Raw genomic sequence first — 26,335 nt, forward strand, 5'->3', positions numbered from 1 at the left:
ATTGGAATGATGCCAGCAATCAGATTTTCTTATGGCGAATTCGATGAGACCAGTCCTCGACAGCGACCTCCTGCGCACCTTCGTGGCGGTGGCCGAAACCGGCAATTTCACGCGCGCGGCGGAGAAAGCCGGGCGCACGCAATCGGCCGTGTCCATGCAGATGAAGAAGCTGGAGGACATGGTCGGCGACAATCTGTTCGAGCGCGGCTCGCGCGGCGTGGCGCTGACGCGCCGTGGCGGCGAGTTGATCGCCAATGCGCGCCGGATCGTCTCGCTGCTCGACGAGACGGCTGCCTCGCTGGTGGCGCCGCCGCTTGGCGGGCTGGTGCGCATAGGCATCCCGGCAGAATATGGCCGCTCGATCCTGTCGCGGGCGCTGGGCGAATTCGCCAAGCGCCATCCGCGCGTCGAGGTCACGGTGCGCTACGCCCATTCGGATTCGCAGGTGAGGGCGCTCGCGGCCGGCGAGCTCGATCTCGCCGTGGTGTTCGAATGGGAGGGCTCTTCCGGCGGCGAGGTGCTGATGCACGACCCGACGGTCTGGGTGACGTCGACGCTGCACCGCATGCATGAGGAACGGCCGGTGCCGATCGCGCTTTACAGCCGCAACGGCTGGTGCCGCGACTTCGCCATCAAGTCGCTGCAGCAGCGCGGCCTCGACTACCGCGTCGCTTACACCAGCGACACCAATGGCGGCCTGACGCTCGCGGTGACATCCGGTCTGGCGATCGCGCCCATCTCGCGCAGCAACATCCCGCCCGATTGCCGCGAACTGACGGCCGCCGACGGCTTCGGCGACATCGATTCCTCCAATGTCGTCTTGCATCGCAATCCGCTGGCGACCGGCGAGGCGATCGACGGCATGGAAAGCGCCATTCGTGACGCCTTCATGCTGACAAGGCAGGCATCGGTTACGGCCGGCCTTTGAATTCTGGAACTGCGTTTGTTTTGGAGCGGTTTGCCGTTTCGCGGTAACTCAGAGCCGCTTCGCCTCGGTCCGGCTTATCGCTCCGGCATGTTCTCATAGAAAGTGAGCCGATTGCCGAACGGGTCGCCGACTGTGACTTCCCATGTCCGCCATGGTGTCTCTTCCAATCCCGGCCCGGCATAGCGGTATTTCTTCGCCGTCAGTTCGCGATGAAGCGCCGCGATATCGGCGGACTCGACGCGAATATGGGTACCCGGCGAGCCGTCGCCGTGATGCTCGCTCAGATGCAGTTCGCAGCCGTCGCGGGCGATGCCCATGTAGAGCGGCGCGTTGTCGTCGAAGCGATGTTCGAACCGCACCTCGAAACCGAGGAAGTCGAGATAGAATTCGCGCGCCTTGGCGATGTCGAACATGCGCAGGATCGGGGTCACGGTTCCAAGCTTGGGCATGGCGGCGGCAATCCGGGATGGTGTAGGCGAGCTTATTTCAGCTCCAGCAGCCGTTCGAGATAGCTGCGCTCGATGTCGGGGCTTAGCGCATTACCGAGCCGCTTGCGGATCGCGTCGAGGATCTGGCGTGCGCGCTGGACGTCGATCTCGTCGGGAACCTTGACCGAGGTGCCGTCATCGGGGCCATTGGTGGCGCGCGGCCGTCCCAGCGGGTCACGGTCGGCATTCTGCTCGCGACCGCCCTGCTCGCTGCCCCCCTGGTCCCCCTGCATGGCCTGCATCTGCTTCATCATGTCCTTGGCGCCGCGGCGCAGCGCTTCCAACGCACGGCCCTGGTGGCCGACGGCCTGGTCGCCATCGCCCTGGCCGAGCGATTGCTCGGCATTGCCCATCGACTTTCCAGCTTCGCCAAACCCCTCATTGGGCTCCATGCCCATGCCTTCGAGGCCCTTCTTCAACTGGTCGAGCTCGCTCTGCAACTGGCCCTGGCCTTCCTGCAACTGCTTCAGCGCATCGGCGAGGTCCTTCGGCGACATTTTCGGTCGTGCCAGCGGATCGCGGTCTTGGCCGGGACCCGGCCGCTGCTGGTCATTGGGCTGGCCCTGTTCGCCATCCTCGCCAAGCTGCTGCTGCTCGCCGCCTTCGCCACGCTGACCGCGCTGCATCTGGTCCAGGCGGAAGGTGTCGTTCATCATCTCCTGCTGGCGACGCATGATGTCGCCGAGCTTGTCCATCTGCTGACGCAGCTCGCTGTCCTGCTCGCCGCCCTGCTGCTGGCGGCCGGCCTGCAGGTTGTTCATCATGTCCTGCAGCTCGGAGAGAAGCTGCTGGGCCTTGTCGCGATCGCCGGATTTGGCCAGGTTCTCGATCTGATCCATCATGCGGTCGATGTCGCTCTGGCGCAGCTCGCGGCCGTTCTGCTGCATCTGCGGCGCGTTCGGGTTCTGCTGCGCGCGCTGGGCGAATTCCTGCAGGAACTGGTTCATCGCCTCGCGCAGTTCCTTCATCGCCTTCTCGATCTCCTGATCGCTGGCGCCATTCTTGATGGCGTCCTGCAAGGCCTGCTGCGCCTGGCGCAGCCGCCGCTCGGCGGCCGAGAGATTGCCTTCCTCGATGCCGAGCGCGATCTCCCAGAGATAGGAGACGACGTTGCGCAGCTGGTCGTCGTTCTCGGAAAGCTTCAGCCGGCTTCTGGCGCTCATGATGGCGAGATAGTTCGACATGTTGTCGAACGTATCCTCGGGCCGCAGCGTGATCGCATCCATCAGGTCGAGAACGCGCGGCTTGGCGTTGGTATCCAGCGCCAGCAGCCGGCGCTGCTCGATCACCGCGCGGGCCAGCGGGTTGGCGAAGGGCCGCTCAGGCATCACGAGCGTCTTGGTTTCGCTGGTCGCGGTGTGGCCGGCATCGTCGGTGACGCTCAGCTTCAGCTTGATGCCGCTGCCGGCCCAGACATGCTCGGTCAGGTCCTTGGTCGTCTTGGCCGCGTTCGTCTTGCCGCCGCGGCGCGGCAGGGTCAGCGGCAGGTCCGGCGGGCCGTAGAGCGGATGCGCATTGACGGCCGGCGGATCCGACAGCTCGAAAACGGCCTTGGCCGAGGCGGCGCCGTAATCGTCATCGATCTGGTAGTTCAGCTCCATGGAGCCGTTGACGGCGCGCTTCGGCTCGCCGACGAAGCGGATCGCCGGCGGCTTGTCGGGAATGATGGCGAAGGCCCAGTGGCCGAGATCGCTTTCGGCGGATTTCAGCGTCAGCGTGCCGTTGGTATCCAGCTTGCCGGAGAACTGGCGCACTTTGGGCACGGCCTGGCTGGCAGGCGCGGGGCCTTTGGGCGCCGCGGGCTCGATGGCGCGCGCATTGCCGTCTTGATCGGCGTAGCTCAATGTTTCCTCGCCGGAACCGCCGGTGACGCGCAACGAAACGTCGCTGCCTTGCGGCACGGAGAAGGTCTGGACCGCCTGGTTGGCGTCGGCGGTCAGGAACAGCGGCGCCTTGCCGGTATAGGCGGGCGGCGTCACCCAGGCGTCGATGCGCGGCGGCACGGTATCGCGCGCGGCGCGGACAACGAAGCCGTCGCTGACCCTGCCGCCGAAGGGTCCGAAGGAGAAGGCCAAAGCGATGACGAACAGCAGCCCCGCCACGGCGCGCAGGCCCCAGCGATCGTAGTCCGGCACGCGGCTGCGCGGCCGGTCGGCGCCGAGGCTCGACAGCCGCTCGGCCATCCGCTTCTGGTGCTCGCGCCACAAAGCCTGCGAGAAGATGCTCTCGGCGCCGCTGGGACGATCGGTCTGCACCTGCACCGGGCTGTGCAGCAATTGGTTCGCCGCCTCGATGCGCCTGTCGATCTCGTCGGCAGAGGGCATGCGGAAGAAACGCAGCGGATAGAGCGCCGCGACCCCGGACAGGGAGAACAGCACCAGGAGGCCGATGCGCGCTGCGTCGGGCAGACGCGGGAACAGGCCGAACCAGGAAAAGCTGAGAAACAGGCTAATGACGATCAACAGCGGCAGCACGAGCGGCCAGCCGCGCTCGAAGACCATCGAGGCCCGCGTCGCCAACCGGCTGAGCGCCAGGCGCAAGGCCAAGCCGCGTTCGCCGCTGGAAATAGGTCGTTCCGTCATCGGCCCTTCCTGCCCGGGCACAACAGCCCGGACGTCATCACCAGAAGGATACCAACAAACACGGCAAAGGCGAGGCGGGTTCCAAAAACGTGAAGCGGTTTTGCCGGGTTATGATCAGAAATTGGCGGGATTCGTGTTGGAACCGCAGACCAGGACCGCCACGCGCTCGCCCTCCGCGGGCACATAGCGCCCGGAAAGCATGGCGGCGAAGGCCGCGGCGCCACCCGGCTCGGCGATGATTCGCACGCGGTCCCACAGCGCCTTCTGCGCAGTAATGATGTCGTCGTCGCTGACCAGGATAGAGCGCTCGACGAAGGCTTCGGCGATCGGAAACATCATTTCGCCGACGCGCTTCGGCGCCAGCGAATCGGCGGCAATGCCTTCGGCCGGCGCATCGACCGGCTCTCCGGCCTCCAGCGCGCGATAAAGCGTCGGCGCGCCCTCGGGCTCGATGGCGACGATGCGGATGCGACCCGCGAACCAGGCGGCTATGCCGCCGATCAGGCCGCCACCGCCAACGGCGACCAGCAGCGTGTCGATCTCGGGCAGATCGGCCTCGATCTCCAGGCCGAGCGTGCCCTGGCCGAGCAGCGTTTCCTCCTGGTTGAAGGCGTGGATCTGCAGCGCGCCGGTCTTTTTGGCAAAATCCTCGCTGGCGGCCAGGGCCTCGGCATAGCGCGCGCCGCCGACGACCAGATCAGCGCCATAGCCACGGATGCGCGCGAGCTTGGCCGGCGGGCTGACCTCGGGCACGAAGATCGTGGCCTTGTGGCCGAGCTTCATGGCGGCGTAAGCGACGGCCGCACCGTGATTGCGCCCGACGCAGCGACCACGCCAGCTTCCGGCACCGGCCGCGTAAGCAGGTTGGTGAAGGCGCCGCGCGCCTTGAAGGAACCGGAATGCTGCAGGGATTCAAGTTTCAGGTCGACCGGAAAGGCGGGACGGCCGAAATCCGCCATGTCGACGCGCATGACCGGCGTATGGCGGATATAGGGGCGGATGCGCGGCTCCACGGCGGCGATGCGCTCGCGCGTGATCGTCTTTTTCTCCAGCATGGCTTGCTCCTTAAGGCGTCGCCGCTCGGCTACTTCAGCCAGTCGGGAACCGAATCGAGCCCGATCAGGTCCTCATAGGTCTGGCGCGGCCGCACGACATGGAAGCGGTCGCCGTCGACCAGCACCTCCGGCACCAGCAGCCTGGTGTTGTAGGTGCCGGCCTGCACCGCGCCATAGGCGCCGGCGGTTGAGACGGCGATCAGGTCGCCGGCCTTCAGCCTGGGCAGGTCGCGGTCATGGCCGAGGAAGTCGCCGGTCTCGCAGACCGGGCCGACGACGTCGACCTTCATGCGCGGCGTCGAGGCGGGCGGCTGCACCACCGGCCGGATGTCGTGGAAGGCGTCGTAGAGCGTCGGCCGGATCAGGTCGTTCATCGCGGCGTCGACAATAAGGAAATTCCTGGCGTCGCCTTCCTTCACATAGATGACTTCCGACACCAGGATGCCGGCATTGCCGACGATCAGCCGGCCTGGCTCGAACATCACCTTGAGGCCGAGCCGGGTGACGTGCTTCCTGACGATCTCGGCATAGGCGTCGGGCAAAGGCGGCGGGCTGTTGTCGACGCGGTAAGGAATGCCGAGGCCGCCGCCGAGATCGACATGCTCGATCGCATGTCCGTCGGCGCGCAGCGCGCCGACCAGCTCGACCAGCAGCGCGAAGGCATCGTCGAAAGGCTGCAATTCGGTGATCTGGCTGCCGATATGCGTGTCGATGCCGGTCACCTTGATGCCGGGCAATTCGGCCGCGCGAGCGTAGACCTGCCGCGCGCGCTGCCACGGGATGCCGAACTTGTTCTCGGCCTTGCCGGTCGAGATCTTCTTGTGTGTCCTGGCATCGACATCCGGATTGATGCGCAGCGAGATGGGCGCCACCTTGCCGAGCGCCACGGCGCGCGCCGACAGAAGTTCGAGTTCAGGCTCGGATTCGACATTGAAGCACAGAATGCCGGCGGAGAGCGCGAAATCCATCTCGCGCGCGGTCTTGCCGACGCCGGAAAACAGGATCTTGCTGGCCGGGATGCCGGCGGCCAGGGCGCGGCGCAGTTCGCCTTCCGAGACGACGTCGGCGCCCGCGCCCTGCCTGGCCAGCGTCCTCAACACGGCCTGGTTGGAGTTCGCCTTCATCGCGTAGCAGACCAGTGCGTCGAGGCCGGCGAAGGCCTCTTTGAACACGCGGAAATGCCGGGTCAGCGTCGCCGTCGAATAGCAGTAGAAAGGCGTGCCGACCTCGGCTGCTATATCGGGGATGGCGACTTCCTCGGCATGGAGCACGCCGTCGCGGTAGTCGAAATGGTTCACGAGGGTTGGTCCCGGAAAGTTGGAGCGTGGTGAGATCGAGCGATCCCGTCGGCTCTAGAGCAGTGGATCGAGGATGAACTTCCTGTCCTTGACCGGTTTCTCCGGCTCGGGCGGCACCGGCTGCTTGGCTTTTTCCGCATCCTTGCGCGCCTGCTCGGCTGCCTCGTAAGGCGTGTCGAGCCCGGTCTTCCTGCCGCAGGCCGTGACGGTGACAACCGCCGCCAGCAGCGCCAGCGTCACCAAAATCCTGCTACGGGTCATCGATCCATCCGTTTGAAAACTGTTTCCTGTGCCGCCGCTTTTAGCCGAGTTTTCGGCACTTTGCATCCGGGCAATTGTTTTGATGCATGTCGTTGTCTATGCACTTCTGGGCGACAGGCATTAAGCCTTGGCGAGCCGCTTTTTCCAGTAGCGGATCTGCTTTCGCACTTCCGACGGCGCGGTGCCGCCGAAGCTCACCCGGCTCTTCACCGAATTCTGCACGGCAAGCACCGAGAAGATGTCGTCGGTAATGCCAGGATGGATGGAGCGCAGGTCCTCCAGCGAGAGCTTCTCCAGGGCGACCTTCTTCTCCTCGGCGAGCGCCACGGCGCGGCCGGTGACATGATGCGCCTCGCGAAAGGGCAGGCCCAGATTGCGCACCAGCCAGTCGGCGAGGTCGGTCGCGGTGGCGTGACCGGCGCCGGCGGCCTTCTTCATGGCGGCGGCGTTGACGGTCATGTCGCGCACCATGCCGGCGGTCGCCGCCAGCATCAGGTCGAGCGTCTCGGCGGCGTCGAAGACCGCTTCCTTGTCCTCCTGCATGTCCTTGCCATAGGTCAGCGGCATGCCCTTCATCACGGTCAGCAGGCCGACGAGATGGCCGCTGACGCGACCGGTCTTGCCGCGCACCAGCTCGGCGGCGTCCGGGTTCTTCTTCTGCGGCATGATCGAGGAGCCGGTGGAGAAGGAATCCGACAGACGGATGAAGCCGAATTGCGGGGTCGACCAGATGATGATCTCCTCGGCGAGCCGGGAGAGGTGCGTCGCGCAGATCGCGGCGAGGCTGAGGAATTCGAGCGCGAAGTCGCGGTCCGAAACACTGTCCAGCGAATTGCGCGTCGGCTCGCGGAAACCGAGCGCCTTGGCCGTCATGTGGCGGTCGATGGAAAAGCTGGTGCCGGCAAGGGCCGCCGCGCCAAGCGGGCTTTCGTCCATGCGCTCGATGGCGTCGCGGACGCGCGAGAGGTCGCGGCCGAACATCTCGACATAGGCCATGCAATGGTGTCCGAAGGTCACCGGCTGCGCGGCCTGCATATGGGTGAAACCGGGCATGACGGTCGCCGCATGTTCCTCGGCGCGTTCGAGGAACGCGGCGATCAAGTCTTTCAATGCCCCGGCGACGCGCTGGCATTCCTGCTTGACCCAGAGCCTCAGATCGACCGCCACCTGGTCGTTGCGCGAGCGGGCGGTGTGCAGACGTCCGGCCGCAGGGCCGATCAGGTCGGCAAGGCGGGCCTCGACATTCATGTGGATGTCTTCCAGCCTGGTCGAGAATTCGAAGGTGCCGGCCTCGATCTCTTTCAGGATCGTGTTCAGCCCGTGAGCGATTTTTTCTTGATCGGCCGCCGAAATAATGCCTGTTTCAGCCAGCATTTCGCTATGGGCGATCGATCCGCTTATGTCCTGCGCATAGAGCTTGCGGTCGAAGCCGATCGACGCGTTGATCGCTTCCATGATCGCGGCCGGACCCGAGGCAAAACGTCCGCCCCACATCTGGTTGCTGGCCTTCTTATCGCTCATCGCTATAACCCGTGCTCCGGAGCAGTTTTGAAAATGGCAGACGGCAAGAGATTCTTTTTTCCGGCTACGCGCCTCATCCTTGCCGCTTTGCTGGCGGGCGTGCTGGCCGGCGCGGTCGCGGTATATGTCAGCGAGAGCGGTTCTGGCAACAACACTCCGGAGAAGGTCGCCGCGGCCACCGGCAAGGACGACGCCTGTGCGGCCAAGGCTGGCCGCGCCAAGACAATCGGCGCGAAAGCCGTTGGCCAGGTCGCGGCGCTGCAGCCGGCCGATCCGCCGCAATCGCTGAAAAGCCTCGCCTTCAACGGTCCCGATGGCAAGCCGATGACGATCGCCGACCATGCCGGCAAGACGGTGCTGCTCAATCTGTGGGCGACATGGTGCGCGCCGTGCCGGGCCGAGATGCCGGCGCTCGATGCGCTGCAGAAGGACAAGGGCAGCAAGGACTTCGAGGTCGTCGCGGTCAATGTCGATACGGGCGACGACGCGAAGCCGAAGAAGTTCCTCAAGGAGATCGGCGTCGAGACGCTCGGCTTCTACCGGGATCCGACGATCGCGCTGTTCAACGAGGCGAAGACGCGCGGCCTGGCGCTCGGACTTCCCGTGACCATGCTGATCGACGGCGAAGGCTGCCTGATCGCGCATATGAACGGCCCGGCCGAATGGTCGAGCCCCGACGCCAAGCGGCTTGTGGAAGCGGCGCTCGCGCCGTGAGCGCCGCCGTCACTTCACCCGCACCGTGACCACCAGCGCCTCGTGGTCGGCGCTCGGGCTGCCGTCCGGCAAGACCGCCGGCAGCGTCGCCGCCGCGCTTGCGGAAAGGCCGCGGATGAAGAACCAGTCGATATGGCCGGCGGGCGTCAGGTCGCCGGCCGCGCGCCGCTGCGTCGGCTTGTCGAACGCGTTGGCGTCGCGCCAATCGTAGCCGCGTTCGGCCATGATCGCGAAGAGGGGCTCGTGGCGGTCCGGGCACATCAGCCGGTCCGGTTCGGCGGCGATGCGCTTTCGCCACCCGACCGGTTCGTCATTGCGCTCGGGATAGGTGGCGGTGAGCGTGTTGAAGTCGCCGCCGATGAGAACCGGCGCTTCCGCGTCATATCTGTCGACGGCGTCGAGCAGGTGGCGCGTCTGGTCGGCCCGGCCGCCAGGCGTGGTGCGGTTCTCGAGATGCACGGAAACGACGGTCACACGGCGGTCGCCGAGCATCACCTGGCCTCCGAGAGCCATGCGGCCGCCGATGCGCGGCTGACCGTGCTCCGGCAGGAACCAGGCGCCAGCGGCGTCGAAGCGAACGAGAAAAGGCCGCAGCAGCGGAACGGCGCTGGTTATGGCGTTGCCGTGGAAGCCCTCCGCATTCTCGGCGCCGCCATTTGCCGCCTGTTCCGTCTCATTACCGGTGCCGAGTTCGAGGAACTCGACGCCATAGGCGTAGGAATGGTCCAGGCGATCGGCAAGCCGGCTCAAAAGATGGCCGTTGCCGGAGCGCGCCATGCCCTTGTCGACCTCGGACAGCAGCACGACGTGTGGCGCCTGGCCGGCGATCGTTGCTGCGATGGCATCGACGTGGCGCAGCCGCTCGACGTTCCAGGCCATGACGGTAAGGCTCTCGCCGGCGCTTTCACGCGAAGCCTTGCCGCCGATCTCGATCTCGCCGAGAGCGGGAATGGCGGCGGCGTGGCGCAGATGGGTGGCGCTGTCGCGCGGCCCGTCGCGCATCGCGTTACGCTCGCTGACAGGCACGTGTGTGAGTTGCGGGACCAGCATGTGTCTTCTCAATCAGTTAGCCGGTTAATCACGTCTAGATCTTTTCGACGCTTCTAGGCGCCCTAGCTTCCTAGAGCGCCGATGTGACGTTTTCATGCCGGCGCTGCCGCTGCCAGGGGAGGAGAGACTGGCTGTCCACAGGGGCTTCGGGCCCACAACAGAACTGTCACATACCTTCTCTATGAGAGCGGGCAAGGACTTGCGCAAAACCCTTGTCACACTGCCACTCAAGAGGGAAAATCATGACGATCATCAAGCGGGGCTTCGCTGCCCTTGCCGCCGGCGCGCTGAGCACCGCGCTTGCGGTTCCTGCTATTGCCGAGCCGGTCAAATTCGACTTCTGGTTCGGTCTGTCGGGCGATCTCGCCCGCGTCGTCGACACGCTGTGCAAGAACTTCAACGCTTCGCAGAAGGACTACGAGGTCGTTTGCACCAGCCAGGGCAATTACGACGCCACGCTGCAGAACACGATCGCCGCCTTCCGCGCCGGCAAGCAGCCCACCGTCGTCCAGGTCTATGACGTCGGCACCGCCACCATGATGCTGTCGGGCGCCTATAAGCCCGCCGACAAGCTGATGGAAGAGAACGGCTACAAGATCGACTACAGCGACTATTTCCCCGGCATCGCCCGCTATTACGCGACGTCGAAGGGCGAGATGCTGTCCTTCCCGTTCAACTCCTCGACGGCGCTGATGTACTGGAACAAGGACGCCTTCGCCAAGATCGGCAAGACCGAGGCGCCGAAGACCTGGGAAGATGTCGGCGCCGATCTCAAGGCGCTGAAGGACGCCGGCTATGATTGCCCGATGGCGATCAACATTTCGGCCAATGAAAGCTGGCAGCTGATGGAGCAGTTCTCGGCGCTGCACAACCAGCCGATCGCCACCAAGAACAACGGCTATGACGGCCTCGACGCGCGTCTGGAAGTCAACAAGACCAAGTTCGTCCAGTACGTCACCGACCTCAAGAAGTGGTATGACGCCGGTCTCATCAAGATCAAATCCAAGGATCTCGGCCAGGATATGGTGCAGGCCTTCGCCACCGGCACCTGCCAGCTCATCCTGACCTCGGTCGGCGACCACGGCACGGTCGGCCGCACCCAGAAGGAAGGCATGAGCTGGGATGTCGCCGAGCTGCCGGTCTATGCCGGCACCGAGCGCAAGAACTCTTTGGTCGGCGGCGCCTCGCTGTGGGTGCTGTCCGGCAAGTCGGACGCCGAATACAAGGGCGCGGCCGCCTTCCTCAACTTCATCCACGACCCCAAGACCGCTTTGTTCTGGTCGACCAACACCGGCTATATCCCGGTGACGAAGTCGGGCTTCAATTTCATGAAATCCAACGGCTTCTACGACAAGGCGCCCTATAAGGGCCGCGAGGTGGCCATCGCCAGCCTGACCGCGTCGGAGCCGACCGAGATCACCCGCGGCATCCGCCTCGGCAACTTCACCCAGATCCGCGCCGAATTCGGCACGCAGATGCAGGCGATCTTCGCCAACAAGGTCAGCGTCCAGGAAGGCCTCGACACGCTGGTCAAGAATGGCGACGCCATCCTCGAGCGCTTCCAGCAGACCTATCCGGGTAAGACCCTGCCCTGACCCCGGATAGCGCAACGGCCGCCCGTCGAGATTCGACGGGCGGCCATTTCATATCTAGTTTGTCCCGCGAAGGCGGGCTGATGGGTTCCACTGCATCGGCGGATCGATGGAAAAACGCGTCACTTTCGGCAGATGGACGATCGGCATCCTGTTCGCGGTGCCGCAGCTCATCCTGATCTTCACCTTCTTCTACTGGCCGGCTGGCCAGGCGGTCTACTGGTCGCTGACGCTGCAGCAGCCCTGGGGCGGCGGCAACATCTGGGTCGGGCTCGACAATTTCCGCTCGATCCTCGCCAACGCCGACTACTGGAATTCCATCACCGCCAGCATGATCTTCGCCGGGATCAGCACGGGCCTGGCGATGGTCATCGCGCTGGTGCTCGCCGCCCTGACCGACCGGCAGCTTGCCGGCTCATGGCTCTATCGCGTGGTGCTGATCTGGCCCTACGGCATCGCTGCGCCGGCGCTGGCTCTGGCATTTCGTTTCATCCTGGCGCCGGAGGCCGGCTTCATGGCCGTCGTCAACAAGGTTTGGCCCGGCTTCTGGGACCCCGGCCTCGATGGCGCCGACGCGATGGCATCCGTCATCATCGCCTTCTCTTGGAAATATGTCGGCTACAACTTCATCTTCTTCCTCGCTGCCTTGCAGGCGATCCCGCGTTCGCTGATCGAGGCGGCGGCGATGGACGGCTCCGGCGTCATCCGGCGGTTCTGGGACATCCAGTTCCCGCTGATCACGCCGACGATCTTCTTCCTGCTGGTCATCAACATCACCGAGAGTTTCCAGGATTCCTTCGGCATCGTCGACATCATGACCGCCGGCGGGCCGGCCAACGCCACCAATCTGATGGTCTACAAGATCTATTCCGACGGCTTCAAAGGCCTGGATTACTCCGGCGCGGCCGCGCAGAGCATCATCCTGATGCTCTTGATCATCGCGCTCACCATCGTCCAGTTCCGCTTCATCGAGCGGCGCGTGCATTATCGTTGAGGCGGCCATGGTCGAGCGCACTCCGATCCTCAATTTCTTCACGCATCTGATCCTGTTCGCCGGCTTCGTCTTCTGCGTGGCGCCGTTCGTCATCGTGGCGATCGCCGCCTCGCACAATCTGAAGGACGTCAACGACGTGCCGATGTCGCTGCTGCCGGGCAGCGACTTCTGGGTCAACATCAAGACGGCATGGACGACGGCCGATCTCGGCCCGAAGCTGCTCAATTCCTTCATCATGGCGTTTGGCGTTGCCGCCGGCAAAGTGATCGTCTCGGCGCTCACCGCCTTCTCGATCGTCTATTTCCGCTATCCTGGCCGCATGCTGATCTTCTGGCTGATCTTCATCACGCTGATGCTGCCGCTCGAAGTGCGCATCGTGCCGACCTATGCGGTGGTCGCCAACGTGCTCGAGCCGTATCAGACGATCATGGACCTGACAGGGCTGTCCTGGCTGATCGAGAAGATATCGGGCGTTCAGGTCCAGCTCAGCCTGGGGCTGCTCAATTCCTATAGCGGCCTGATCCTGCCGCTGGTCGCGACCGCGACCGGCACGTTCCTTTACCGCCAGTTCTTCCTGACCGTGCCGGACGAATTGACCGAGGCGGCGCGCATGGACGGCGCCGGCGCGCTGCGCTTCTTCGTCGATATCCTTTTGCCGCTGTCGCGCAACAACATGGCGGCGCTCGGCACCATCATGTTCCTGTGGGCCTGGAACCAGTATCTGTGGCCGCTGCTCATCACCACCGACCAGTCGCACGCGATGGCGGTGACCGAGCTTAAGCAACTCATCCCCAATGTCGGCGGCGCGCCCGAATGGCATATCGCCATGGCCGGCACGCTGATCGTCATGCTGCCGCCGCTGATCGTCGTGGTGCTGATGCAGCGATGGTTCGTGCGCGGCCTGATCGCCACCGAAAAATAAGGAGACGATAAGATGGCCTCCATCACCATTCGCGGCGTCAAGAAGAACTATGCCAAGACGCAGGTCGTGCACGGCGTCGACCTCGACTTCGCCTCGGGCGAATTCGTCGTCATCCTGGGACCCTCCGGCTGCGGCAAGTCCACGCTGCTCAGGATGATCGCGGGGCTGGAAGAGATTTCCGACGGCACGATCGCCATCGACGGCACGGTCGTCAACAAGCTCGAGCCGCGCGAACGCGGCTGCGCCATGGTGTTCCAGAACTACGCGCTCTACCCGCATATGAGCGTGGCGCAGAACATCGGCTATTCGCTGAAGGTGGCCGGCGTTCCGTCGGCCGAACGGACCCAGCGCATCCAGGCGGTGGCGCGCGTCCTGGAACTGGAGCACCTGCTCGACCGCAAGCCGATGGCGCTGTCCGGCGGCCAGCGCCAGCGCGTCGCCATGGGCCGCGCCATAATCCGAGAGCCGAAGGTGTTCCTCTTCGACGAGCCGCTTTCCAACCTCGACGCCAAGCTTCGCGTGCAGATGCGTTCGGAAATCCGCAAGCTGCACCGGCGGCTCAATGCCACCTCCGTCTTCGTCACGCATGACCAGGTCGAGGCGATGACGCTGGCCGACCGGCTGGTGGTAATGAATGGCGGCCGCGTCGAGCAGGTCGGCACGCCGGCGGAAGTTTATGGCCGGCCGGCAAGCCGCTTCGTCGCCACCTTCGTCGGCGCGCCGGCGATGAACATGCTCGAAGGCACGGTGACGCTCGACGGCATTTCGCTGCTTGGCGGCAGCCGCAAGCTCAGCGTGTCGCGCACGGGTCTTGCCGTGGGCTCGAAGGTCGCGGTCGGCGTCCGGCCGGAAGCGGTGCGCATGGTGGCGCCGGGGACGCCCGGAGCGCTCGCGGCGACGGTCGACCTCATCGAGGAATTGGGCGCCGGCCGTGTCATCTATGTCGATCTCGACGGCGCGCCGTTCTCTGTCGTGACGTCTGAGACCGTCCACCCCGAACCGGGCAGCACGATCGGTCTGCAATTCGCGGAAGCGGACCTGCACTTCTTCTCTTCGGAGACAGGCGGTAGGCTGGAGGTGTTCAAGGCTTCTGTGCCGGAGCCGGCGCTACAAGGGTGATCCCTTTCCGTCGGCTTTTGCGGACATTTTGATTGAGGGTTCAGGGCATGAAGATCATCCAGGTTACCGACGTCCATCTCGGCCGTCTGCGCGAGATGCGATATGGCGCGAACCTGAATGAGCGGCTCGATCATTGCATCGACCATATCAATCAGCGCCACAGCGATGCGGCGCTCTGCATCTTCACCGGCGACCTGACCGACGACGGCGAGGCCGACAGCTATGCCGACCTGAAGGCGGCGCTGAGCCGGCTTGCCGTGCCTTACCGGCTGCTGCCTGGAAACCACGACCGGCGCGCCAACCTCATCGCCGCCTTCCCGGAAAACGGGACCGACGGCAACGGTTTCGTGCAGTCGGTTTTCGACACGCCGGAGGGGCAGCTCATTTTCCTCGACAGCCTGGCCGAAGGCCGCGTCACCGGCGAGTTGTGCGACGACCGGCTTGGCTGGCTCGATGCGCGGCTCGCCGAGGCGACGGGCAAGGCCGCCTATATCTTCCTGCACCATCCGCCGGTCGAGCTTGGGCTCACGCTGCTCGACCCGCTCGGGCTCGAGCAGCCGCAGCGGCTCATCGACGTGCTGACGCGCCACGGCAATGTCCGCTACATCTTCTTCGGCCATGTCCACCGCGACATAGCCGGCACCGTCGCCGGCATTCCGTTCTCGGTGCAACGCGGCCTGCATGCCCGCTTCATGCTCGACGTGGTCGGCGACGAGATGGTCGAGCAGGCGCCGCCCGCCTATTCGATCATCCTGATCGACGGGCAGCGCGTCGTCATCCACAGCCACGACTTTCTCGAGCAATGGCCGCTCTGGTCGCCGGCAACGGGACAGCGCGTGCGGTAGATCACTCGAGCAGCAGTGTGGGCGTTCCCTGTCCTTCGACCAGCTTTACCGCTTTCCTATCGAAGGACACGAAGGTTTCGCCGCCGAGCCACTGACCGTCGAACGCTATCACGCCGTCGGCGAAATCTCCGCCGGCGTCGAGCACGGCCAGGCCCGCCTCGATCGTTGGTCGGTTGGCTACGACGTTGCGCATATCAAGGATGCGACGGATCGAGGCTGATATGTCGGGCCGCGCGACCCGGTAGCTTCTGTCCAGCACCCAAACAAACTCGCAGAGCGCTTGAACGCTGATCGCGACCAGTTCGGCCCCTTCCAGGGTCTCGGCTGCGGTCTGCTGCTGCGCTTCGTCATCCCCGACAATGAGCCGCAACAGCACGTTGGTGTCTAGGCTGACCTTCACTTGCGCTCGATTCCGCGCATCCCTCTCGAAGCCCCGGCGTCGGCGATCGCATCGTTGATCTCCTCGATCGAAAGCCGTGCGCCGTTGGTTTTGCCCTTGAGCATCCCGCTCAGCTCTTGCCAGGAGCCCTTGCCCTGGTCGGCTTTCAGCTCAGCCCGGCCACCAGGTAGAAGATCAAGCCTGATCTTGTCGCCGGGCTGGATGCCGAGGTGCTTGAGCACATCCTTCCGGAACGTGACCTGCCCCCGCGCTGTAACCGTCAATGTCGTCATGGTGTGGCCTCCGACCGCTGAAGATAATGCAGAATTGCATTATTTCAAGGCGAAGATTAAGCGAATACGTGTGCCTTGCCGGTGACGGTCAGCCGCACGATCTCGCCGACGGACGGCGCGTCCATGCCTGTCCTGCGCAAGATGAGCGGCGTGTTGCCGATGGCGGCGGCGTCCGGCGGATCCGGGCTGTTGAGCAGCCGTACCGCCACGGTGCAGACGGCGCCCGCGAATTCGCAGTCCGTCACCTCGCCGAACAGCATGTCCGGCGTGCCCGACATGCCTTCGCGGGAGGTGAGCTTGAGCAGGATCTGCTCGGGCCGCAGCATGATGCGCGCGACATCGCGCCGTTCCTTCGTGTCGACGGCGATGCGGCCGAGCCGCGACACGGCGAAGCCATCCGCGATCCTGGCGGGCACGATGATGGCGTCGCCAAGGAATTCGGCGACCATCCTGTCCTTGGGCTGGAAATAGAGCTCGCGCGGCGTCCCGACCTGCGAGAACAGACCGTCGCGCATCACCGCCACCTGGCTGGCGAAGGACAGCGCTTCGGCCTGGTCGTGCGTGACCAGGATGGTGGTGATGCCCGCCTCTTCCAGAAGCTCTGCCACCGCCTTGCGCATCGAAGCACGAAGCCCGGTGTCGAGCGCCGAGAAAGGTTCGTCGAGCAGCATCAGCCGCGGCTTCATCGCCATGGCGCGGGCAAGCGCGACGCGCTGCTGCTGGCCGCCGGACAGCTCATGCGGCCGGCGTTTCAGGACAGCCTTGTCCAGTCCGACGATATAGGCGAGCTCGACGATATGCTCGGCCCGTTTGTCGGCATTTCGCGCGATGCCGAAACCGATATTGTCGGCGATGCTGAGATGCGGGAACAGGGCGCCATCCTGGGCCACCACGCCGATGCCGCGGCGATGCGCCGGCACGGCCGCGTCGCCATTGGCGAGCACCTTGCCGTCAAGCGCGATGCGGCCGCGGTCCGGCGCCTCGAAGCCGGCGATCAGCCTGAGCAATGTGGTCTTGCCGCAGCCGGACGGCCCGACGATCGCGGTGCGGCTGCCGCTTTCGACCTGAAGGTCGACGCCGGCCAGCGCCGTCACCGGACCATAGTTCTTGGCGACATCGCTGAGTTCGAGAAAGCTCATCGTCCGGCCATCCGCTTTGACTGGACATAGAGCCACCAGGTCATCGGCAGCGACATCGCCACCATGATCAGCGCGTAAGGAGCGGCGGAGGCGTAGTCGATCTCGCCGCTGTAGGACCAGAAGGCCATCGCCAGGGTGCGGGTGCCGTTGGGCGCGAGCATCTGGGTGGCGGTGAGCTCGTTGGTGATGCCGAGCGCCACCATCGCCATGCCGGCCGCCGCACCCGGCGCCGACAGACGGATGGTTGTCGCCCACAGCGCCTTGACCGGCGGCCGGCCGAGGCTGGAGGCGGCGCGCTCCAGCTCCACCGGAGCCTGCGCGATCGAAGCGCGCAGGCTTATCAGCGCGCGCGGCAGGAACATCAGCGCATAGCCGAACAGGATGGTGAACAGCGTCTGGTAGAGCGGCAGCGCGACGCGCACGGTGATCGTCACCAGCGCCAGCGCAATGACCACGCCCGGCAAGGCGCCGACGATGTAGTTGCAGCCCTCGAGCAGGCGCTGCAGCCGGCCCGGCGCGCGGATCGAGATCCAGGCCATCGGCATGGCGGCAACCGTCGCAAGCACCGCGCCGACGATGGCAAGAAACAGCGTCTGGCCGAGCGCCAGCCCAATCTCGTCCCAGCGCCAGACATCCGCGCCCCCGGCGAGCAGCCAGCGGCCGACAGTGACGAAGGGCACGCCGAGCGACAGCAGTGCGACACCGGCCGGCAAAAGCAGGCAGGGCAGGGCGGCGCGGCCGAGGCGGGCACGCTGCTGCTTGCGCGCGGCGCCGGAACCGACACGCGCATAGCGCTCCTCGCCGCGTATCATCACCTCGAGGGCGAGCAGGAAAAGGCAGCAAGCCACAAGCACGGCGGCCAGCATGTTGGCGGCCGGGCCGTTGAAGGTCGACTGGAACTGGTCGACGATCGCGGTGGTGAAGGTGTCGAAGCGGATGAAGACATAGAGGCCGTATTCGGCCAGAAGATGCAGGCCGACCAGCAGCGAGCCGCCGCAGATGGCAAGCCTCAACTGCGGCAGCACGACGCGCGCGAAAACCCGCCACGGGCCAAGGCCAAGCGCCGCCGCCGCATCCTCCAGCGCCGGGTCGAGACGGCGCAACGCGGCGGAGATCGGCAGATAGAGGAAAGGGAAATAGGCGATGACGGAGACCAGCACCCCGGCCCAGAGCCCGTGCAGGCCAGGGACAAAGCTGATCCAGGCATAGGAGTGCACGAAAGCAGGGATGGCGAGCGGCGCCACCGACAGCCACGACCACAGCCGATTGCCCGGCAGGTCGCTGCGTTCGGTCAGCCAAGCCAGCGCCACCGACAGCGTGATGGCGATCGGCACGGTGACGATGACGAGGAGCACGGTGTTGATCAGCAACTCGCCGACGCGCGGGCGGAAGATCAGCGCAACCACCGTATCCCAGCCGGTCTGGATCGCGATCCAGACGATGAAGGCGAGAGGCAGCAGCGCGATGAGCGAGATCAAAGCCGCGGCGAGCGTGATCCACGACATGGCCCGGCGCTTCTTCATTCCGGCCGCCGGCAGCGCGGAAGGCGTGAGGTGGATCGCGGACGCCATCAGTCGGAATAGGCCGCCCGGAAGCGACGTGATGAACCGCGGCCGTGGCCGCAAACGCAGATGATCGTCATCGACGAGGCCATCTCCAAAACAAAAGCGCTCCCACGGAAGCGAGTTCCCGCGGGAGCACGGTCGTTTGCCCTTTTAGGACGAACGCGAACTAAAGCAAGCCGGCTTGCGTCATCAGGTCGATGACCTTCTTGGAATTCAGCGTCGCCGGATCGATTTTCGGCGCCTGCAGGTCGGCCAGCGGCACCAGCTTCGGGTTGGACTGGGCATCCTTGCCGACCGCATATTCATACGACGTGCCCGTTTTCAGCACGTCCTGGCCGCCCTTGCCGGTCACCCATTTCAGGAACGCCTGGGCTTCCCTCTGATGCTTGCTGGAGGCCAGCACGCCGCCGCCCGAAACCGAAACGAAGGCGCCCGGGTCCTGGTTCTTGAAATAATGCAGGCCGACATTCTTGCTGTTCTCGCCGGTCTTGGCCTGATCGCCGAACCAGTAATAATGGTAGATCACGCCGCCATCGATCTCGCCGGCATTGACCGCCTTCATGACAGTGCTGTTGCCCTTGTAGGCGGTGAAATTCTCCTTCATCGCCTTCAGCCAGTCGGCGGTCGCGGCCTCGCCCTTCAACTGGAGCAGGGCGCTGACGATGGCTTGGAAGTCGGCGCCCGACGGCGAGGCGGCCCAGCGGCCTTTCCAGCTCGGATCGGCGAGGTCCAGCAGCGACTTGGGGAGCTGGTCTTCCTTCAGCTTGTCCTTGTTGTAGGCAAAGACGGTGCTGCGGGCGGCGACGCCGACCCATTTGCCGCTCGACGGCTGGTATTGCTGGGGAACCTGGGCGAGGGTGCCGGCATCGACCGGTGCGAACAGGCCGGCCGCCTCGACCAGCGCCATGGCCGGCGAATTCTCGGTCAGGAACACATCGGCCGGAGAGGCCGCGCCCTCGGCGACGATCTGGTTGGAGAAATCGCTGTCGCCGCCATTGCGCAGCGTGACCTTGATGCCGGTTTCCTTGGTGAAGCCGGCAGCCCATTCCTTGGCGAGGCTCTCATGCTGGGCATTGTAGACGACGATGCCTTGATCCTCCGCCATGGCCGGGCCGGCGATCAGGCCGAGCGCCATCGCAGCGCCGGCGAGCGTGGAAAGGGCAATTTTCATGGGGCATCGTCCTCGAATTTGGAGACAGGGGTTCAGGCTTGGCTCACCTATAAATACCTGATCATTGTAGTCAAGATTGTGACCCTGCTTCAATCCGTCGCCATGCCGCAAACTTTCGTGATTCTGCGGCAGTTTGGCTTGGACATTATTTCGCCGGCCACGTAACAAACCCAGGCCGAGATGCGAACTTCGGGGGTAAACTCTTGTGACCGGCAAGGACGAGGCAGAGCTCTCCGGGCTGCTCAGGGCCGCGATTGCGGGAGACGAAAGGGCTTATGCCAACTTTCTGCATCGCATCGCCGCCCTCGTTCGCGGTTTTGTCCGGCGCAAGATCGTTCAGGGCGGAGTCGACCCCGAGGATGTCGTGCAGGAAACCTTGCTTGCCATTCATGTGAAACGCCACACCTGGCGGCCGGATGCGCCGGTGCTGCCCTGGGTCTACGCGATCGCCCGCTTCAAGCTTATCGACGCGTTTCGCCGGCGAGGGCGCCGCATCGAGGTCGAGATCGACGAGATCGCCGAGACCTTCGCCGAGCCGGAGACGGAGACGGTCAGCGAGCGCGACATAAACCGGGCGCTCGAGGGACTGCCGCCGACGCAACGCTCGGTCGTCTCGTCAATCTCGGTCGACGGTCATTCGATCGGCGAGACCGCCGCCAAGCTCGGCGTCAGCGAAACGGCTGTGCGCGTGTCGCTGCATCGCGGCCTCGCCGCGATCGCCAAACGATTCGGACGACAGTGACATGAGGACAGAGGATCTGATCAAAGCGCTCGACGCGGATGCCGGCAAGGAGGCCATGCCGATGGGCAAGGCGTGGTGGCTGGCGGTCTGCGTTGCCGTGGCGATCGCGGCAGCCGTGTTCTTTACGACCATCGGGCCGCGTCCCGACATCATGCCGGCCATGCACACGATGCGCTTCATGTCGAAATTCGTGTTCACGCTGGTGCTTGCGGCCAGCGCCTTTGCGCTGATCCGCGCGCTGTCGGTGCCGGGCGCTTCGACCAGGCGGAGGATGGCCTGGATGCTCGCGGCGCCGCTTCTGGTCGTGCTGGCGGTGGTCCTCGAGCTTTTCGTCGTGCCCCAGGCCGATTGGAGCAAGCGGCTCGTCGGCTCGAACATGATGATCTGCATGACTTTCATCCCGCTGATCGGCATCGGCCCGCTGGCGGTCTTCCTCGGGATGCTGCGCTACGGCGCGCCGACGCGGCCGGTGCTTGCGGGCGCGGTGGCCGGGCTGCTCGCAGGCGGGCTCGCGGCAACCTTCTACGCCGCGCATTGTTTCGACGATTCGCCGCTCTTCGTCGCCACCTGGTACACGATCGCCATCGCCTTCCTGACGCTGCTCGGGGCCATCGGCGGGCGGCTTTTCGTGCGCTGGTAGCCCGCCGGGGCTGTTTCGAAACCGTCCCTTAATCATGCCGGCAATTGTTTGCCGGTTAGCGGACAGATCTCACCCTTCCACGCAACCATTCCTTAAAATCGATCCGCCAGGGTTGTGGCAACGTGCAGTTGCGTGGTGGGGTGGATCGCATCGTGGCGTGGTTGAACTGGAAAGGGCTTCGTGCCGACAGGCACGCCGCGCAGGGTTTGCTGGCAGTCGGCCTGGCTGCCACTGCTGTGTCGATCTTGCTGCCGCGCCTCGAATTTGGCGCCGACGCGCTGAGGCTCAGCCTGCAGATTTCCGTCGCCATCACGGCCGCGACGCTGTTTCTGTCGGCCATGTTCATTCACCGCATCGTCGACGACCGCCGGCAGATCGCCGAGAGCGAGCAGCGCTTCCGCCGCGCCATGGAGGATTCGGCGATCGGCGTCGCCATTGTCGGCCTCGACGGGCGCATCCAGCGGGCCAACCCCGCTTTCGCCGACATGCTGGGCTATAGCCGCGCCGAGATCGAGGCACTGACCTTCCCGCAGATCACGCATCCGGACGACCTGCCGATCGGCCGCGAGACGATGCTGAACGTGAAGGAAGGCAGGATCAGCTCCTACCATTTCGAAAAACGCTACCTCAGGAAGGACGGGACTCCAGTCTGGGCGCAACTCGCCGGGTCGGTCATCCTCGACGAGGACACCGGCAAGCCGCTTTATCTGGTGTCGCAGATCGAGGACATCGACGCCCGCAAGCAGGCGGAGGCGCGCATCGCCGAGGCCGAGACCCGTTGGAATTTCGCGCTCACCAGCACCGGACAGGGCGTCTGGAGCCTCGATATGCGCAAGGGCGGCACAACCTATTCCGAAACCTGGGCGAAGATGCTGGGCTATGCCGCTGGCGAGCTCGACGGCGACCCGGACCGTTGGCTGACCATGATCCATCCCGACGATCAGGCAGGCGTCGCCGAGGCGGATCGCGCGCACCTTGCCGGCGAGACGCCCTTTTTCGAAGCCGAGTTCCGGATGCGGCACAAGGACGGCCACTGGGTCTGGATCCTCGACCGTGGCAAGACGATCGAGCGCGACGCGGATGGCCGGGTGATCCGCGCCATCGGCAGCCTGACCGATATCACGCAGCGCAAGGAGGCCGAGACGCGGCTGATGGTTTCGGCGGCGATGCTGGCCGATGAGAAGGAGCGTCTGAGGGTCACGCTGCAGTCGATCGGCGACGCGGTGATCTGCACCGATGCCGCCAACCGCGTCACCTTCATGAACCCGGTCGCGGAAAAGCTCACCGGCGTTGAAGTCAGCGAAGCCCTTGGAAAGGTGCTCGGCCATGTCTATTGGGCGGTCGATGAGGAAAGCGGGCAGAGAATCGCGCTGACGCGCCCTTTGGCGAGCGAACGGCCTCGTTGCGACCAGAACACGCGCGCGGTTCTCGTGCGGCGCGACGATACGCGCTGCAGCATCCGCCAGGTGGTGTCGCCGATCATGAACGACCGCGAGCAGTTCTGCGGCCTGGTCATCGTCTTCCAGGACTTCACCGACGCGCGCGCCCTGCAGCGCCAACTGGCCTATGCCGCCGCCCATGACGCGCTGACCGGGCTCGCCAACCGTTCGAGCTTCATGCGCACCATGGAGGAACTGGTCGACCAGTGCCGCCTCAATGGCGGCGAGCACCAGTTCATGTTCGTCGACCTCGACCACTTCAAGGCCGTCAATGACACCGGCGGCCATGCCGCGGGCGACGCGCTGCTCAGGCGCGTGGCCGACACCTTGCGCAATGTGCTTGGCCCGGAAGAGATCGTCGCGCGGCTCGGCGGCGACGAGTTCGCCGTCATCCTCAAATCGGGCGACGCGGCGCGCGGGCAGATCGCGGCGCGCTCGATCATCGATGCAATCCGCAACCTCAATTTCAGCTGGGACGGCCGCCCGCATTCGATCGGCGCCAGCATCGGGCTCGCGCCGATCCGCGCCGGTTGCGGCGAGGTGGATGAGATCATCGCCCGCGCCGACGCCGCCTGCTACGATGCCAAGGCGGCCGGCCGCGGCTGCGTTTCCGCAGCACCGGACGAAGCTTCGAGAGATGTGCCGCCTATGCCGCTCGCCGCGGCGTCCTGAGTCGCGCCGGAAGGGTTCAGCCGCGGAAGATCAGCGCGTCGGCACCGGATGGTCGCCGCGATAGTCGTAGAAGCCGCGGCCGGTCTTGCGGCCGAGCCAGCCCGCCTCGACATATTTCACCAGCAGCGGGCAGGGGCGGTATTTCGAGTCCGACAGGCCCTCATGCAGCACCTGCATGATCGAAAGACAGGTATCGAGGCCGATGAAGTCGGCGAGCTGCAGCGGTCCCATCGGATGGTTGGCACCGAGCCGCATGGCGGTGTCGATGGCGTCGACCGTGCCCACGCCCTCATAGAGCGTGTAGATCGCCTCGTTGATCATCGGCAAAAGGATGCGGTTGACGATGAAGGCCGGGAAATCCTCCGAGACGGTGATCGTCTTGTCGAGGTGCTTCACATAGGTCTTGGCCGCCTCGAAGGTCTGGTCCTCGGTGGCGATGCCGCGCACGAGCTCGACCAGCTTCATCACCGGCACCGGGTTCATGAAATGTATGCCGATGAAGCGCTCGGGACGATCGGTCTGGGCGGCAAGCCGGGTGATCGAGATGGACGAGGTGTTGGTCGCCAGGATCGCTTCCGGATTGAGCTGCGGGCAGAGCTGCGCGTAGATCTTGCGCTTGACCGTCTCGTCCTCGGTCGCCGCTTCGATCACCAGATCGGCGGCGGCGAGGTCGGCCATGGCCGGGGCGGCGGAGATGCGCGCCATCGCGTCGTTGCGCGCCTTTTCCTCGAGCTTGCCGGAACCGACCTGGCGGGCCATGTTGCCGCTGATGGTGGCGATGCCCTTCTCGATCCGGTCGGCAGATATATCGTGGATGAGGACCTTGTAGCCACCCAGCGCCGAGACATGGGCAATACCGCCGCCCATCTGACCCGCGCCGACAATGCCGATCGTCTCGATCTTGCTCATGACCCCGATCCCGTCCGGAACGCCCGCACTTCCTGGAAGTACAAAGACGTTCCTGCTTGTTTGTTTCCCGCAATCCGGATGCGAAACCGCCGGATTGGCTCCGGGCCTTGATGGCCCGCTTTTTGTGCAGTGCAAACTAAAAGGGCGGGGCGACTTCGTCTACCCCACCCTTTGGATTTTAATATGCCAGAACGGACGGCGTCAAAGCGCCTTTTGCAGCTCCGGCAAAATGACGAAGAGATCGCCGATCAGGCCATAGTCGGCAACCTGGAAGATCGGCGCTTCCTCGTCCTTGTTGATGGCGACGATGACCTTGGAGTCCTTCATGCCGGCCAGATGCTGGATGGCGCCGGAGATGCCGACGGCGATGTAGAGGTCGGGCGCGACCACCTTGCCGGTCTGGCCGACCTGCCAGTCGTTCGGCGCGTAGCCGGCGTCGACGGCGGCGCGCGAGGCGCCAACCGCGGCGCCGAGCTTGTCGGCGACCGGCAGGATGACTTCCTGGAATTTCTCCGAGGAGCCGAGCGCGCGACCACCGGAGATGATGATCTTGGCCGAGGTCAGCTCCGGACGATCGTTTTCGGAGAGCTTGTTCTCGACGAAGGAGGAGAGGCCGGGGTTCGCGGCGGCGCCGACCGTCTCGACCGAGGCGGAACCGCCTTCCGGTGCTGCCACGAAGGAAGCGGTGCGCACGGTGATGACTTTCTTGGCGTCGGTCGACTGCACAGTCTGGATGGCGTTGCCGGCATAGATCGGTCGCTTGAAGATGTCCGGCGAGACCACCTCGATGATCTCGGACACCTGGGCGACGTCGAGCAGGGCGGCGACGCGCGGCGCGATGTTCTTGCCGGCGGAGGTCGCCGGCGCGACGATCGCGTCATAGGAGCCGGCCAGCGAGACGACGAGAGCTGCGGTTGGCTCGGCGAGGCGTTCCGAAAGCTCGTCAGCCTCGGCGAGCAGCACCTTGCGCACGCCCTTCAGCTTGGCGGCGGCGTCGGCGGCGCCCTTGGCGCCCTTGCCGGCCACCAGCACATCGACATCCGCGCCGATCTGGAGCGCCGCCGACAGCGCCTTGGCGGTCTGATCGGAAAGGCTTGCGTTGTCGTGTTCGGCGATGAGGAGAATTGCCATTTTCTTTGTCCTTTCCTGATCGCTTTACAGAACGCCGGCTTCGTTCTTCAGCTTCTCAACGAGCTCGGCCACGCTCTTGACCTTCACGCCAGCCTTGCGGCCGCCGGGCTCCTCGGTCTTGATCACCTTGAGGCGCGGCTTGACGTCGGCGCCGAAGTCGGCCGGGCTCTTCTCGTCGAGCGGCTTCTTCTTGGCCTTCATGATGTTGGGCAGCGAGGCATAGCGCGGCTGGTTGAGGCGAAGGTCGGCGGTGACGATCGCCGGCATCTTCAGTTCGACGGTCTGCAGGCCGCCGTCGACCTCGCGCGTCACCTTGGCATGATCGCCGGCGAGCTCGACCTTGGAGGCGAAGGTGCCCTGCGACCAGCCAAGCAGCGCGGCCAGCATCTGGCCGGTCTGGTTGGAATCGTCGTCGATCGCCTGCTTGCCGAGGATGACGAGGCCGGGCTTCTCCGCCTCGACGACGCCCTTCAGCACCTTGGCGACGCCGAGCGGCTCGGTCTGCTCGTCGGTCTTGACCAGGATGGCGCGGTCGGCGCCCATGGCGAGCGCGGTGCGCAGCGTCTCCTGCGCCTGCTGCGGGCCGACCGAGACGACGATGATCTCTTCCGCCTTGCCGGCTTCCTTGATGCGGATCGCTTCCTCGACCGCGATCTCGTCGAACGGGTTCATCGCCATCTTGACGTTGGCGAGCTCGACGCCGAGTCCATCGGCTTTCACCCGGACCTTGACGTTGGCATCCACAACCCGCTTCACGGGCACAAGGATCTTCATTTTCCTGTCACCTCTCCTGAGATAGTCGGGGCGCTATAGCAGCGTACGCCCTGTCAGAGTTGTCGAAAGCCGACATTACGGGCGGAATATCCGCCCAGCGGTGCCGTTTCCG

General features: G+C 65.0%; 24 protein-coding genes and 1 pseudogene. 10 read left to right on the forward strand and 15 right to left on the reverse strand.

From position 1 onward, the window contains the following. Positions 1-43: 43 nt before the first annotated feature. Entirely contained in the window at positions 44-928 is an 885-nt protein-coding gene (locus E5X34_RS13995) for a LysR substrate-binding domain-containing protein (protein WP_292565462.1), read from the forward strand. A 74-nt stretch (positions 929-1,002) separates the two neighbouring features. On the opposite strand, the gene E5X34_RS14000 is transcribed toward E5X34_RS13995, so the two are convergent. From E5X34_RS14000 to argH, 6 genes and pseudogenes are all read right to left on the reverse strand, one after another. Beyond that, positions 1,003-1,377, reverse strand: coding sequence for a glyoxalase superfamily protein (locus E5X34_RS14000; RefSeq protein WP_292565465.1), 375 nt, complete (start codon positions 1,375-1,377; stop codon positions 1,003-1,005). A gap of 32 nt (positions 1,378-1,409) precedes the next feature. Beyond that, a complete protein-coding gene (locus E5X34_RS14005) occupies positions 1,410-3,998 on the reverse strand; it encodes a TIGR02302 family protein (RefSeq protein ID WP_292565467.1) in 2,589 nt (862 codons plus the stop codon). 114 nt (positions 3,999-4,112) lie between these two features. Then, positions 4,113-5,053: pseudogene (locus E5X34_RS14010) on the reverse strand (threonine/serine dehydratase). 29 nt (positions 5,054-5,082) lie between these two features. After that, positions 5,083-6,351: a diaminopimelate decarboxylase gene (gene lysA, locus E5X34_RS14015; RefSeq protein ID WP_292565470.1), complete on the reverse strand. Its 1,269-nt coding sequence runs from the start codon at positions 6,349-6,351 to the stop codon at positions 5,083-5,085. Between the two features lie 54 nt (positions 6,352-6,405). Continuing rightward, complete coding sequence (locus E5X34_RS14020) at positions 6,406-6,612, reverse strand: lipoprotein (protein WP_127253283.1); 207 nt, start codon at positions 6,610-6,612, stop codon at positions 6,406-6,408. A 120-nt stretch (positions 6,613-6,732) separates the two neighbouring features. Beyond that, positions 6,733-8,133 carry an argininosuccinate lyase gene (gene argH / locus E5X34_RS14025; protein WP_292565473.1) on the reverse strand — a complete coding sequence of 467 codons (1,401 nt, stop codon included), beginning with the start codon at positions 8,131-8,133 and terminating at the stop codon, positions 6,733-6,735. Between the two features lie 33 nt (positions 8,134-8,166). On the opposite strand from argH, the gene E5X34_RS14030 reads away from it, so the two are divergent. Beyond that, positions 8,167-8,847 (forward strand): TlpA disulfide reductase family protein, encoded by a 681-nt coding sequence (locus E5X34_RS14030; RefSeq protein WP_292565476.1) that lies wholly within the window; start codon positions 8,167-8,169, stop codon positions 8,845-8,847. Between the two features lie 9 nt (positions 8,848-8,856). Here E5X34_RS14030 and E5X34_RS14035 read toward each other — a convergent pair whose 3' ends face one another. After that, the gene (locus E5X34_RS14035) at positions 8,857-9,897 is read right to left on the reverse strand and encodes an endonuclease/exonuclease/phosphatase family protein (RefSeq protein WP_292565479.1); all 1,041 of its coding nucleotides are present in this window, start codon (positions 9,895-9,897) and stop codon (positions 8,857-8,859) included. A 242-nt stretch (positions 9,898-10,139) separates the two neighbouring features. On the opposite strand from E5X34_RS14035, the gene E5X34_RS14040 reads away from it, so the two are divergent. The 5 genes from E5X34_RS14040 to E5X34_RS14060 all read left to right on the forward strand — a co-directional run bounded on the left by E5X34_RS14040 (position 10,140) and on the right by E5X34_RS14060 (position 15,369). Then, a complete protein-coding gene (locus E5X34_RS14040; RefSeq protein ID WP_292565482.1) occupies positions 10,140-11,492 on the forward strand; it encodes an extracellular solute-binding protein in 1,353 nt (450 codons plus the stop codon). Between the two features lie 106 nt (positions 11,493-11,598). Further along, positions 11,599-12,483, forward strand: a complete 885-nt coding sequence (locus E5X34_RS14045; protein ID WP_126081041.1) for an ABC transporter permease subunit — start codon at positions 11,599-11,601, stop codon at positions 12,481-12,483. A gap of 7 nt (positions 12,484-12,490) precedes the next feature. Further along, positions 12,491-13,405, forward strand: a complete 915-nt coding sequence (locus E5X34_RS14050; protein WP_292565485.1) for an ABC transporter permease subunit — start codon at positions 12,491-12,493, stop codon at positions 13,403-13,405. Positions 13,406-13,417: 12 nt separating this feature from the next. Then, the gene (locus tag E5X34_RS14055) at positions 13,418-14,524 is read left to right on the forward strand and encodes a sn-glycerol-3-phosphate import ATP-binding protein UgpC (RefSeq protein WP_292565488.1); all 1,107 of its coding nucleotides are present in this window, start codon (positions 13,418-13,420) and stop codon (positions 14,522-14,524) included. 47 nt (positions 14,525-14,571) lie between these two features. Continuing rightward, entirely contained in the window at positions 14,572-15,369 is a 798-nt protein-coding gene (locus E5X34_RS14060) for a phosphodiesterase (RefSeq protein WP_292565491.1), read from the forward strand. A gap of 1 nt (position 15,370) precedes the next feature. On the opposite strand, the gene E5X34_RS14065 is transcribed toward E5X34_RS14060, so the two are convergent. From E5X34_RS14065 to E5X34_RS14085, 5 genes are all read right to left on the reverse strand, one after another. Beyond that, entirely contained in the window at positions 15,371-15,769 is a 399-nt protein-coding gene (locus E5X34_RS14065) for a type II toxin-antitoxin system VapC family toxin (RefSeq protein ID WP_292565494.1), read from the reverse strand. Further along, on the reverse strand, positions 15,766-16,041 hold the full coding sequence (locus tag E5X34_RS14070; protein ID WP_292565497.1) for an AbrB/MazE/SpoVT family DNA-binding domain-containing protein: 276 nt from the start codon (positions 16,039-16,041) through the stop codon (positions 15,766-15,768). The genes E5X34_RS14065 and E5X34_RS14070 overlap by 4 nt, the downstream gene beginning before the upstream one ends. A 56-nt stretch (positions 16,042-16,097) precedes the next feature. Beyond that, a complete protein-coding gene (locus E5X34_RS14075) occupies positions 16,098-17,180 on the reverse strand; it encodes an ABC transporter ATP-binding protein (RefSeq protein WP_292565500.1) in 1,083 nt (360 codons plus the stop codon). Next, positions 17,177-18,751, reverse strand: a complete 1,575-nt coding sequence (locus E5X34_RS14080) for an iron ABC transporter permease (RefSeq protein WP_292565503.1) — start codon at positions 18,749-18,751, stop codon at positions 17,177-17,179. The genes E5X34_RS14075 and E5X34_RS14080 overlap by 4 nt, the downstream gene beginning before the upstream one ends. A 160-nt stretch (positions 18,752-18,911) precedes the next feature. After that, positions 18,912-19,916, reverse strand: a complete 1,005-nt coding sequence (locus tag E5X34_RS14085) for an iron ABC transporter substrate-binding protein (RefSeq protein WP_292565506.1) — start codon at positions 19,914-19,916, stop codon at positions 18,912-18,914. A 205-nt stretch (positions 19,917-20,121) separates the two neighbouring features. On the opposite strand from E5X34_RS14085, the gene E5X34_RS14090 reads away from it, so the two are divergent. The 3 genes from E5X34_RS14090 (at position 20,122) to E5X34_RS14100 (ending at position 23,409) form a co-directional block, all read left to right on the forward strand. Continuing rightward, on the forward strand, positions 20,122-20,658 hold the full coding sequence (locus E5X34_RS14090; protein ID WP_127250972.1) for a sigma-70 family RNA polymerase sigma factor: 537 nt from the start codon (positions 20,122-20,124) through the stop codon (positions 20,656-20,658). Between the two features lies 1 nt (position 20,659). Beyond that, positions 20,660-21,298, forward strand: a complete 639-nt coding sequence (locus E5X34_RS14095; RefSeq protein WP_292565507.1) for an NrsF family protein — start codon at positions 20,660-20,662, stop codon at positions 21,296-21,298. Between the two features lie 152 nt (positions 21,299-21,450). Beyond that, entirely contained in the window at positions 21,451-23,409 is a 1,959-nt protein-coding gene (locus E5X34_RS14100) for a PAS domain S-box protein (RefSeq protein ID WP_292565509.1), read from the forward strand. Between the two features lie 30 nt (positions 23,410-23,439). Here E5X34_RS14100 and E5X34_RS14105 read toward each other — a convergent pair whose 3' ends face one another. From E5X34_RS14105 to E5X34_RS14115, 3 genes are all read right to left on the reverse strand, one after another. Next, positions 23,440-24,318: a 3-hydroxybutyryl-CoA dehydrogenase gene (locus E5X34_RS14105; protein WP_292565511.1), complete on the reverse strand. Its 879-nt coding sequence runs from the start codon at positions 24,316-24,318 to the stop codon at positions 23,440-23,442. Positions 24,319-24,519: 201 nt separating this feature from the next. Further along, entirely contained in the window at positions 24,520-25,449 is a 930-nt protein-coding gene (locus E5X34_RS14110) for an electron transfer flavoprotein subunit alpha/FixB family protein (protein ID WP_292565512.1), read from the reverse strand. Positions 25,450-25,473: 24 nt separating this feature from the next. Continuing rightward, positions 25,474-26,223: an electron transfer flavoprotein subunit beta/FixA family protein gene (locus E5X34_RS14115; protein ID WP_126081055.1), complete on the reverse strand. Its 750-nt coding sequence runs from the start codon at positions 26,221-26,223 to the stop codon at positions 25,474-25,476. Positions 26,224-26,335: the final 112 nt, after the last annotated feature.

The organism is Mesorhizobium sp. (assembly GCF_004963255.1).
Classification (GTDB): domain Bacteria; phylum Pseudomonadota; class Alphaproteobacteria; order Rhizobiales; family Rhizobiaceae; genus Mesorhizobium.